This window comes from Actinomycetota bacterium, from assembly GCA_030774015.1.
Classification (GTDB): Bacteria; Actinomycetota; UBA4738; order UBA4738; family JACQTL01; genus JALYLZ01.
On the sequence record JALYLZ010000007.1, the window covers coordinates 1 to 10,425 of the forward strand.

The window sequence follows — 10,425 nt, forward strand, 5'->3', positions numbered from 1 at the left end:
CCTACGTTGACAAGGAGCCCAGGTGGTGGACCTCCCGCCTCAGAACTGCGGGATTACGTGAACGCGGGACTGGTGGATAACTTGAACGCGAGCCCTTTCAACTGGTGGTTTCCGTGAACGCCGACAGTCCCGGCCCGGCCGCACCATGGCGGTGCGGTACCGGTGCAGCATCGCCCACGCGGTCTGGTAGGAGCCGAACCCCAGCAGCCGGTGCAGGGTCGCCGCCGACACGCCGTTCTTCCCGGCGGTCACGTGCCAGGCGGCGGCGAACCACACCGTGAGCGGCGTGCGCGTGCCGTGGAAGATCGTCCCCGCCGTGACGGACACGCGTCGGCGGCACGCCTCGCACCACCACCGGCCGTCCCCCATCTGCCACGCCCTCGCCCCGCCGCACGTCGGGCAGACGAACCCGTTCGGCCACCGCAGCCAGTCCAGGTAGTCCGCACACGCCGCGTCGTCCGGGAAGAAGGCGAGCAGCTCCGCGTAGGACCTGGGGTAGTCCCTACCGCCCCGCAGCCCCGACGACGGCACCACCACAAGATGTAGAGGCTACCGCACTCAGATGGATACCCCCTTTACCCTATAGGCCAGTCTGACCGCGTCGAATCCAAAGTTGCCATCCTGGGTCACGAGCAGTCCCAAAGAAATCAGGACCTCTTGATGCGGCCGGACCACGTAGCCTTGAAGCGGACGGACCGGAATCAGGCTCCGCACGAAGCCCACCCCATCGGTCGGCACCCCAATACTCAGCACCCGGAGTCCGGGAGTAGCGCCGATGAGGGAGACTCGCTCAAGAACTGCCGGGCTGGTTGTCCCGTTTCTCACACTCACGGAGCCCACCGAGAATGGGTGACCTGGATCTACCCATCCACCCATCTCGATCCTGTGAGCGGGCGGCCATGCCAGTGGACCTGCCTCCGGCGCACGGGAGCAGGCCGCTAGCGCGATCAGTATCGAGAGCGCCCCCAGCCCACGAGTCACAGGTTAGGACCGGCGAACACCCGTTCGGACAGCGTCGGATATTGATTGGGTCCGCACACCCAGTATTTCGAGTAGGCGTGCCCGAAATTCCACCTGGCCTCGACCTTGGTAGAGAATCCGCTCACAGCACCTCCGAGCGTGAACCCGAACGCCGAGAACGCAGCGCCAAACTTGTAGGCCTGATTGTCCCACTTGAGGAGATAGGTGTCGGGATCATAAGGGGTGGCCTTCGGATAGGTGCTCCCACACTGGCCATCGAGCGAGGCAGTGCTACCGCCGTTCTGAGTGCCCCCGATGAAGTGATACGGCTTGACCTTGTAATAGGGGTTCCCCCCGCAGTTGGGGACGTACTTCCAGTGGCGATACGTGAACTGAGACGACCCGGACCGACCGGCAGACCGGGCACCTAGACACGGGCGCCCGTCCCGGTCGGGGAGACCGGAATCTCCACGGTGATCGTGCCGTGGCCCGAATCGGTGAGGTCGACCTCGGTGACGACGGCGCCCCACTCGTCCTTCAGGTGGGCAAGAAGAGCCAGCGTCAGCTCGAACAGTGATTCCCCCGGTTCGGGCGTCCAGCTCACCCCCGACAAGGAGTCCGGTCGCATGCCAGACAGCGAACTGCCGGGGACCGCCCCGCCGTCCATAGGCAGATGAGATTACGAGTGGACCGGGCGCCCGTCTGTCTTGCACCCGACAAATGGGACGCTTTCTCCGCTGTGCACTTGACAGGCCCCCCGTGATGCGCACAGTCTCGGGTTGGACATTCACCGGATTCTTGCCGGTGTACTCGGCCCCGCCAGACGGGTTTGAACCGCAGCCGCCTCACTCGGCCCGGGTTACCAGTGAGCCTCCCCTGACGAAGGGTCGAGTTGATGGGCGCCTCTGTGCGATCCGTTGATGGAACTGGCAACCGGCTTCTGGATGCGCTTCCCATCGAGCAACGGCGTGACCTGGTCTCGCTCATGCGTGAGGCCCCGATCACCCCGCACGAGATGCTGGTCGGGCCCGGCGAGAAGATTCACAGCGTGTACTTCCCCCTGACGGGGGTGATCTCCCTGATGACCCCGCTCCAAAATGGAGTGGCCATCGAGACCGCCACCGTCGGAATGGAAGGGATGGTCGGAATACCGGCTTTCCTGGGTGGAAAGGCGCTCGACAACAGCCAGGCCCTGTCCCAGGTTCCCGGCCGGATGCTCACCATGGACATCGAGACGTTCCGGGCGGAGACGGACGGGGACACCAACGGCAACCTCCTCAGCATCATGATGGCCTACTCGCAGGCGCTCTTCGCCCAGATCGCGCAGGCCGTCGCCTGCAATGCCGCGCACGAGATCGAGCAACGCACGGCCAAGTGGCTCCTCCAGACCCACGACCGGGTGGAGGGGGACACGTTCGCGCTGACCCAGGAGTTCCTGGCCGACATGCTCGGGGTGACCCGTCCTTCCGTGTCCGTTGCGGCTCGCGGGCTGCAACGTGCGGGCCTCATCACGTACCGGCGGGGCGGGATCACGGTCCTGGACCGAGCGGCTCTGGAAGAGGCCTCCTGCGAGTGCTACGAGACGGTCCGCCGGGTCTACGAGCAACTCCTCGGAAATCCCTAGCCTGTCCGGGGGTATGGGCCTCGGGCTCGCCCGTCACTCAGCCGTCGCGAAGGCTCATCTCGGCCCAGACCGTCGTCTCGTCGCCGCTTTCGCTGCCCCAGCACTCTGCCAGATGATCGACGATGGCCAGGCCACGTCCGTGTTGCGCGTACACCTGGTGAGGCCCTGCGGGAAAGCCCCCACCGGGGTCCGTGACCTCGACTCGCAGACGCGAGGGCGAGACGTCCACGGTCATGCGGATCCGATCGCCGCTGTGGAGGCCCGCGTGCTTGACCGAGTTCGTGACCAGCTCGGACACGATCAGACGGACATCGTCCAGCTCGTCGGGTGAGATCGTCTGAGCCAGCCGATCGAGAGAGCTCCTGGCCATGGATGGCGCGGCCAGGGAGTGGCCGAACGTCCTGGTGAACTCCACGGGGCCGCTCCGGGGTCGGGGATATGTTCGCTACCCGACATTACTACCCCGTCCCGGGCCGGCGAACCCTCAGAAGTGTTGCGGGCGGCCGCGAGGCGGTGGGATGATCGCCGCCGTGTTCGGAGGCCAGGCCACCGCCATCAAGCAGTTCACGGGGGCGTCCGTCTCCGAACGCGCGGCGGCCGCCCAGCAGGCAGCCATGGCGCAGATGCCCTCGGTTTCGTCAGCGCCGGGCCCGGCTCCGGTCGGGGATCTCGTCGACACGCTCACCAGGCTGGCCGACCTCCACGACCGTGGGGTGCTCACCGACGAGGAGTTCCAGGCCCAGAAGAAGCGCATCCTGGGGGAATGACGCCCGGGCCGTGCGTGAGCGCGGGAGGTACGGGTGAGCCGCCCGCAGGAGACCCGTCGCAAGGTTCTCGCCTTCGCGCTGAGCTTTCCGGGGGCTTACGAGGACCATCCCTGGGGAGAGGACGTGGCGAAGGCCGCCGGGAAGGTCTTCGCGTTCCTGGGTACCGCAGGCCGCTCTGACCCGGGGATGACCGTGAAGCTCCGCGAGTCGCACGAGCAGGCCATGCTCGTTCCCGGCACGGCGCCGACCGGGTACGGCCTCGGTCGGGCGGGATGGGTCGACGTTCCGTTCCGCGACACCACGCCGCCGCTCGACGTCCTGAAGGATTGGGTGGAGGAGAGCTACCGGCTGGTCGCTCCGAAGCGGCTGGTGGCCGAGCTGGACCGGCGGGCACCCGCGCGGTGACCCTCGCTCCCTTCGACGGGTGACGGCACCATGCCGACGTAGGATCGCGTACTGGATCGCCGAAGGGAGCGAGGGCCATGGCGGAGTGGACGGGGGTGCGCGGCAAGCGCGTCCTCATCACGGGCGCGACGAACGGCATCGGCCTGGCGGCCGCCGAGGCGCTGGCGCGGCTCGGGGCCGACCTCGCCCTGGTGGCCCGCAGCGAGGCGAGGGCGGAGGAAGCGGTCGCGCGGATCCAGGGCGCCGGTGGCGCCGGCACGGCCGTGGACGTGCTGCTGGCCGACCTCGGGTCGCAGACGTCGGTCCGCCACCTCGCCGCCGAGGTGCTGGAACGGTATCCGGCGGTGGACGTGCTGGTGAACAACGCCGGCGCCATGAACGCCTCGAGGCAGGTCACGGAGGACGGCGTCGAGCTCACCTGGGCCGTCAACCACCTCGCTCCGTTCCTGCTGACCACGCTCCTGCTGGACCGGCTGGTCCACAGCGCCCCGGCCGGCATCGTCACCACGAGCTCGGACGCCCACAGGGGCGCGCGCATCCCGTTCGACGACCTCGACGCGGAACGGTCCTACGGGGCCCGGGGCTTCACCCGGTACGGCCAGACCAAGCTGGCGAACATCCTGTTCACCGCGGAGCTGGCCAGACGGCTCGAGGGCACGGGCGTCACGGCGAACTGCTTCCATCCCGGGCTCGTCGCGAGCGGCTTCAACCGCAACAACGGATGGCTGATGCGACTCGGGATGACCATCGTCAAGCCGTTCTCCCGGAGTCCGGAGAAGGGCGCCGAGACCCTGGTGTGGCTGGTGGACTCACCGGACCTGCAAGGGGAAAGCGGCGGGTACTTCGTCGACAAGCGGCGGGCCACCCCCACCCACGCGGCGCAGGACATGGACGCCGCGCGCCGTCTCTGGGAGGTCAGCGAGAAGCAGGTCAGGCAGCGTTCTCCGGCCTGACCGGGGGAGTCATGGGCCGAGGGTCTCGTCGATGCGGCGGCGGAAGGTGCCGGAGGACTCGACGGCGGCCCCGAGCTCCCGGACCCGCTCCACCAGGCGGCGGTCCGATGTGACCACGACCACCGTCTGGGGGGCGAGGTCCTCGGAGACCATCCGCACGATCTCGTGATCCGCCGCGTTGCGCCCGCGGCGTGAGGCGAACGCGACCTGCACGGGCCCGTGCGCTCCCGGCTCCAGGTCAGGGGGCCGGCGGTCGAACATCACGGTCACCTCGTTGCCGGAGGCCGCCGCGTACCGTTCCAGCTCCTCGACCAGGCGCCGGACCGCCCGGTCCGGGTCGTTCCACCACCGGTCGGGGCGCGATCCGATGAGGTTCATCCCATCGACCAGAAATCGAGTGGAACGGCGTCGCCCCGTGGCCGGCATCGGTTCCCGATCGTAGTGGGTACGGTTCATGGTGCATGTCCACGTCCGGGCGCCGTCCCCAAACCGTCGTCGTCGCGGCTGGCGGCCATGGTCCGCCAGCGCTGCCCTCGCTGCTTCGCCGGGCGGGTGTACCGGGGCCTGGTCGACATGAACGAACGCTGCCCGGTGTGCGGGCTCCGGTTCGAGCGCGAGGAAGGCTACTTCACCGGGGCCATGTACGTCAGCTACCTGCTCTCGCTGGTGCTGGTGTTCGCCATCTTCGGCATCCTGTGGCTGGTGCTGCCGAACGGCAGCCTGTTCGCCATCGGGATGCTGTGCCTGGTCAGCGCGGCCATCTACCTGCCGCTGGTCCCGGTGGTGTTCCGGTATTCCCGGGTGCTGTACATGCACATGGACCGCAAGCTCGATCCGGACGTCGACGAGTCGGCCCTGTGACCGCGGAACGACGCCGAAGCCGCGTTCAGGACGTGCGGCCGGTGTCCATCCGCCCGGGCTTGCGCCGGCGGACCTTGTCGCCCCGCAGCACGTCGCCCATCATCCGGGTGTCCTCTCCCGTGTTCTCCGGGGCCATCAGGTAATCCATTCCGAGGTACCAACGCGCGGGCGGCTCTACCGGAGGCGGAACTTCTCGGCCATCTCGATCTGGACGACCTTGCCGTCCTGCACGACCAGCAGCACGGTGCCGAACTGGAGACGCTTGAGGATCTCGGCCACCTTCAGCAGGACCTGCTGCTCCTGCGGAGACAGCGAGGCGAAGCTCTCCGCGCCCGAGGAGTCCGGGGCCGCCTCCGGCGGATTCAACGACGAGTCCTCATGCCGGTCATGCCGGCACCAGCCCGCGCCGGGCCCGCACCCTGCGGTCCCAGGCGGCGAACCCCAGGTCGATGACCAGCCCGATCACCACGATCACCACCATCAGCGCGAGGATGGTCGGCGCGTCGAAGTGCCGCCCCGCCCGGTCCAGGGAGTGCCCCAGGCCCTTGCCCCCCTGCACGATGAGCTCGCTGGCCATGAGGGAACGCCACGCGAACACCCAGCCCTGACGGAGGCCCTCGACGTAGCTCGGCACGGCCGCCGGCACCACCACCTCCCGGTACAGGCGCCATCCCCGGGCACCGAGCGTCCGGCCCGCCCGGACCAGCAGCGGCGAGACCTGGCGGATGCCGCCGGCGGTGGCCATGGCCACGGCCGGGAACGCCCCCACGATCACCACGAACACCACGGCGCGTTCGCTGAACCCGAACCACAGGGCCGCGAGTGGCAGCCAGGCGATGGGGGGGAGGGCCTGGAGCCCCACCACCAGGCTCCCCAGGCTTCGCTGCACGATCCGCGACGACGCCATCCACACCCCGACCAGGGTCCCGAACACGGCGGCCACGGCCATGCCGAACACAAGGCGGATGAGGCTCCGTGAGGCGGCCACGGGAATGCTGCCGTTCGCGATCCGGTCCCACAGGGCGGTCCACACCGTGGCCGGGCTGGGGAGGTTCTTCGCTGCGACGGCCCCGGTCGCGGACAGCAGCCACCACACGCCGACGACGGCGGCCAGGGCCAGGACCCTAGGCCAGATCTGGCCCCTCGCCCATCTCGCCCGTCTCGCGCGCGACAACCTTCCTCACCTCCAGTTCGAGCTGGTCGTGGATGTCGGCCACCACCCGGGACAGCAGGGGGTTCTCCAGGGAACGGGGCCGGGGAGCCCGGATCCGGTACTCCTCCAGGAGCCTGCCCGGGGCCGCCGACATCAGCAGGACCCGGTCGGCCAGCAGGGCGGCTTCCCGGACGTTGTGCGTCACGAACACGAATGTCGTCCCGGTCTCGGCCCACACCCGCTGCACCTCGCCCTGGAGGGCCTCCCGGGCCTGGGCGTCGAGCGGCCCGAACGGCTCGTCCGCCAGCAGCACCTCCGGCCGGCAGGCCAGCGCGCGGGCCAGCGCGGCCCGCTGCCGCATGCCCCCGGAGAGCTCGTGGGGCTGCGCGTCGGCGAACCGGGAGAGGTGCACGGTCGCCAGCCACGCCTGGGCGCGATCGCGTCGGTCTGCCGGCGGCACGCCCAGCATCTTCAGGGCGAACTCCACGTTGGCCCGCACGCTCATCCAGGGAAACAGGGCGGGGTCCTGGAACAGCACGGCGCGGTCCGGCCCCGGGCCGGCGATGGGCCGGCCGTCCATCAGGACCTCACCGCCGTCCGGGCGCTCCAGCCCGGCCAGGATGCTCAGCACAGTCGACTTCCCGCCGCCGGAGGGGCCCAGCAGGCACACGAACTCGCCGGGGGCCACGTCGAAGGAGACGCCGTCCAGCACCGGCACGACGTCCCCCCGCGAGGTGAGGAAGCTCTTGGTGACCTGGCGCACCGAGAGCTTCGGCAGGCCCGGCTCCGGGTCGGGGAGGGCGTGCACCCGGGAGGCCGCGCCGGCTCTCATGGGCCGCAGGATAGTCCGAGCGGCCGGGGCGGGGGAGCCTCGCGGCCGGTCCGGCGCTCCCCCCGGTCCGCCTGCTCAGACCACCGCACGGATGCCGCCGTCCGCCGGCTCCGAGGGTGCCTCGCCGTCGGCAGGGGCGAAGATCTTCGCGTTGCGCAGGTCCACCCATACCCGGTCGCCGGGCTGGTGCTGCCCGAGGTCCTCGTTGGGGACGTGCGCGATGAGAGTCTGCCCGTCGTCCAGCCGCAGGTGCAGCTTGGACATCCATCCCAGGTTGTTGGATCGGTCCAGCGACGCGGCCACGGAGTCCCCGTTGTTGCGGGTCGAGGAGACACGCACGTCGTGGGGACGGATGTAGGCCTGTGCGGGCTCGCCCTCGCCGATGTGGTCGGCGCCCGCGAGGGCCTGGCCGGCGAACCGAAGGTGCCCGTCACGGACGTTCCCCTGGATGACGTTGGCCGCCCCGACGAACCCCGCCACGAACGGCGTGGCCGGCTCGTTGTAGATCTCCTCCGGCGACCCGATCTGCTCCACCTTGCCCAGGTGCATCACCACCACCCGGTTGGCCAGCTCGAGGGCCTCCTCCTGGTCGTGGGTGACCAGGAGGCTGGTCACCCCGAGCTCGCGGTGCAGCCCGTCCAGCCAGTGGCGTAGATCGCGCCGGACCCTGGCGTCGAGGGCACCGAACGGCTCGTCCAGCAGCAGCACCTTGGGGTGCGGCGCCAGGGCCCGGGCCAGGGCCACCCGCTGGCGCTGGCCCCCGGAAAGGTTGTGCGGATACCGTTCCGCGAAGGGACCCAGGTGGACCAGGTCCAGCAGCTCGTCCACGCGCTTGCGGATGTTGGCCTTCGACTCCTTGCGCACCGACAGCCCGAACGCCACGTTCTGGCGCACGGTCATGTGCCGGAACAGGGCGTAGTGCTGGAACACGAACCCGACCCGGCGCTCCTGGACGGCGGAGTCCGTCTGGTCCTCCCCGGCCAGCGTGATCCGGCCGGACGTGGGCCGCTCCAGCCCGGCGATCATCCGCAGCACGGTGCTCTTCCCGGACCCGCTCGGCCCGAGCAGGGCAGTGATCTTCCCCTCGGGAGCCTCGAAGCCGACCCCGTCAACAGCCGTGAACGAGCCGAAGCGCTTGACGAGTCCCTCGACCGCGATCGTCGCTCCCATCTACCCGACCTCCCGGATCTGCCTGCGTTTCACCAGCTCGATGGCAAGCAACAGCACGATCGAGAACAGCGCCAGCGTCAGCGCCACGATGTAGCCCTGTGCGTCCTGGCGCTGGTCGAACGCGCGGAGGATGTACAGCGTCGCGGTCTCGGTCTTCCCCTGGAGGGCCCCGCTCACGATGATCACGGCTCCCACCTCGCCGATGGCCCGCGCCGCCGACAGCGCGATCCCGTAGAGCAGCCCCCACCGGATGTTCGGGAGGGTCACCCGGCGAAACGCCTGCCAGCGGGACGCGCCCAGGGTCCAGGCCGCCTGTTCCTCCTCGGTCCCGAGCTCCTCCAGGACCGGGATCACTTCCCGGATCACGAACGGGATGGAGATGAAGACGGTGACGAGGGCCATGGCCGGAAGCGCGAAGATGACCTGGATCCCGTGCGCCGTGAAGAACGGCTCGAACCAGCCGCCCCGGCCGAACAGCAGCACGGCCGCAAGGCCCACGATGACCGGGGAGATGGCGAGCGGCAGATCCACGACGCCCGACAGGAGCCGCCGCCCCGGGAACCGGTCCCGGGCCAGCACCAGGGCCACGATCACGCCGAACACGGCGGTCACGACCACGGTGATGACCATGATCAGGAAGGTCAGGTACAGCGCGTGCAGGACGTCGGCCTGGGTGAACGTGTGCGCGATCGTCCCGAGACCCGACTTCAGGGCCGAGTACACGATGCCCCCGAGCGGCGCCAGCAGGAGCGCCGTGACGTAGAGCAGCGCGGCCGCCAGCATCAGGGCGCGGACCCGCCGGCCCCGGCGGGCATCGGCGTTGTCCGCACGGACGACGTCGAGCGTTCCCTCGTCGGGAGGCAGCGGTGCACGGTCCAGCGCCTCGGTGCTCATGTCCAGAACACGTCCGCTCGTCTGGCCACCAGCCGTTCCGTGGCCAGCACCAGCACGAACGACAGCGCGAACAGCACCGCCGAGACGGCCGCGGCCTCCGGGTACCGGAACTGGCTGACCAGCTGGAAGATGAACACCGGGGCGGTGAGGGTCCGCCCCGGGATGTTCCCGGACACGATGACGATGGCCCCGAACTCCCCGAGGGCCCGGGCGAAGGCCAGCAGCGCGCCCGCCGCGATGGCGGGTCGGAGCGCCGGGAGCATGACCTTGCGGAAGGTCGTCCACCGGCCGGCGCCGAGGACCCTGGCCGCTTCCTCCTCGGCCGGGTCCAGCTCGAGCAGCACCGGCAGCACCGTCCGCACCACCAAGGGAAGGGTGACGAACAGCAGCGCGAGGAGGATCCCGAGCTGCGCGAAGATGATGTGGATCCCGTGCCGCTCGAGGAAGCCGCCCACGGGGGAGTTGGGACCGTACAGCGCCACCAGCATCACGCCCGCGACGAGCGTGGGGACGGCGAACGGCAGGTCCACCACCGTCGCCAGGAAGCCCCGTCCCGGGAACCGCATCCGCACCAGCACATAGGCCAGCAGGGTGCCGAACACCGCGTTGACCAGGGCGGTGCCGGCGGCCATGGTCACGGTCAGGCGGATGGCCTCCCACGCGCCGAACGACGACATCGCGCTCCGCAGCGCCCCCCATCCTCCGGCGAATCCCTGGTCGACCAGGGCGGCCACCGGCAGCAGGACCATCAGCCCCAGGTAGAGCAGGGCGATGCCGCGCAGGGACCAGCGGCCGAGAGCCGCGCC

General features: G+C 69.7%; 13 protein-coding genes and 3 pseudogenes. 5 read left to right on the forward strand and 11 right to left on the reverse strand.

The genetic code is table 11. The features are described from left to right. Positions 1–126: 126 nt before the first annotated feature. Positions 127–516: pseudogene (locus M3Q23_00560) on the reverse strand (transposase). A gap of 871 nt (positions 517–1,387) precedes the next feature. Further along, positions 1,388–1,564, reverse strand: a complete 177-nt coding sequence (locus tag M3Q23_00565) for a hypothetical protein (GenBank protein MDP9340608.1) — start codon at positions 1,562–1,564, stop codon at positions 1,388–1,390. Between the two features lie 381 nt (positions 1,565–1,945). Here M3Q23_00565 and M3Q23_00570 point away from each other — a divergent pair, with 381 nt between their 5' ends. Further along, complete coding sequence (locus tag M3Q23_00570; GenBank protein MDP9340609.1) at positions 1,946–2,584, forward strand: Crp/Fnr family transcriptional regulator; 639 nt, start codon at positions 1,946–1,948, stop codon at positions 2,582–2,584. Positions 2,585–2,621: 37 nt separating this feature from the next. Here the strand turns inward: M3Q23_00570 and M3Q23_00575 are convergent, their stop codons facing one another. Further along, positions 2,622–2,999: an ATP-binding protein gene (locus M3Q23_00575; GenBank protein MDP9340610.1), complete on the reverse strand. Its 378-nt coding sequence runs from the start codon at positions 2,997–2,999 to the stop codon at positions 2,622–2,624. Between the two features lie 103 nt (positions 3,000–3,102). On the opposite strand from M3Q23_00575, the gene M3Q23_00580 reads away from it, so the two are divergent. The 3 genes from M3Q23_00580 to M3Q23_00590 all read left to right on the forward strand — a co-directional run bounded on the left by M3Q23_00580 (position 3,103) and on the right by M3Q23_00590 (position 4,709). Next, positions 3,103–3,351, forward strand: coding sequence for an SHOCT domain-containing protein (locus M3Q23_00580; GenBank protein MDP9340611.1), 249 nt, complete (start codon positions 3,103–3,105; stop codon positions 3,349–3,351). A 33-nt stretch (positions 3,352–3,384) separates the two neighbouring features. Continuing rightward, the gene (locus tag M3Q23_00585; protein ID MDP9340612.1) at positions 3,385–3,756 is read left to right on the forward strand and encodes an MmcQ/YjbR family DNA-binding protein; all 372 of its coding nucleotides are present in this window, start codon (positions 3,385–3,387) and stop codon (positions 3,754–3,756) included. 77 nt (positions 3,757–3,833) lie between these two features. Then, positions 3,834–4,709 carry an SDR family oxidoreductase gene (locus tag M3Q23_00590; protein MDP9340613.1) on the forward strand — a complete coding sequence of 292 codons (876 nt, stop codon included), beginning with the start codon at positions 3,834–3,836 and terminating at the stop codon, positions 4,707–4,709. Positions 4,710–4,718: 9 nt separating this feature from the next. On the opposite strand, the gene M3Q23_00595 is transcribed toward M3Q23_00590, so the two are convergent. Then, the gene (locus tag M3Q23_00595; protein MDP9340614.1) at positions 4,719–5,087 is read right to left on the reverse strand and encodes an NYN domain-containing protein; all 369 of its coding nucleotides are present in this window, start codon (positions 5,085–5,087) and stop codon (positions 4,719–4,721) included. A gap of 135 nt (positions 5,088–5,222) precedes the next feature. Here M3Q23_00595 and M3Q23_00600 point away from each other — a divergent pair, with 135 nt between their 5' ends. Continuing rightward, complete coding sequence (locus M3Q23_00600; GenBank protein MDP9340615.1) at positions 5,223–5,570, forward strand: DUF983 domain-containing protein; 348 nt, start codon at positions 5,223–5,225, stop codon at positions 5,568–5,570. A 174-nt stretch (positions 5,571–5,744) separates the two neighbouring features. Here M3Q23_00600 and M3Q23_00605 read toward each other — a convergent pair whose 3' ends face one another. From M3Q23_00605 to cysT, 7 genes and pseudogenes are all read right to left on the reverse strand, one after another. After that, a complete protein-coding gene (locus M3Q23_00605) occupies positions 5,745–5,936 on the reverse strand; it encodes a YezD family protein (protein MDP9340616.1) in 192 nt (63 codons plus the stop codon). Between the two features lie 19 nt (positions 5,937–5,955). Continuing rightward, positions 5,956–6,744, reverse strand: a complete 789-nt coding sequence (locus tag M3Q23_00610; protein ID MDP9340617.1) for an ABC transporter permease — start codon at positions 6,742–6,744, stop codon at positions 5,956–5,958. A gap of 86 nt (positions 6,745–6,830) precedes the next feature. Next, positions 6,831–7,076 (reverse strand): annotated as a pseudogene (locus M3Q23_00615) (RNA-binding protein). Next, positions 7,073–7,555, reverse strand: a pseudogene (locus M3Q23_00620) (ATP-binding cassette domain-containing protein). The pseudogenes M3Q23_00615 and M3Q23_00620 overlap by 4 nt, the downstream one beginning before the upstream one ends. 75 nt (positions 7,556–7,630) lie before the next feature. After that, positions 7,631–8,725, reverse strand: coding sequence for a sulfate/molybdate ABC transporter ATP-binding protein (locus M3Q23_00625; protein MDP9340618.1), 1,095 nt, complete (start codon positions 8,723–8,725; stop codon positions 7,631–7,633). Beyond that, entirely contained in the window at positions 8,726–9,619 is an 894-nt protein-coding gene (locus tag M3Q23_00630; protein MDP9340619.1) for a sulfate ABC transporter permease subunit, read from the reverse strand. Further along, positions 9,616–10,401: a sulfate ABC transporter permease subunit CysT gene (gene cysT, locus M3Q23_00635; GenBank protein ID MDP9340620.1), complete on the reverse strand. Its 786-nt coding sequence runs from the start codon at positions 10,399–10,401 to the stop codon at positions 9,616–9,618. The genes M3Q23_00630 and cysT overlap by 4 nt, the downstream gene beginning before the upstream one ends. Positions 10,402–10,425: the final 24 nt, after the last annotated feature.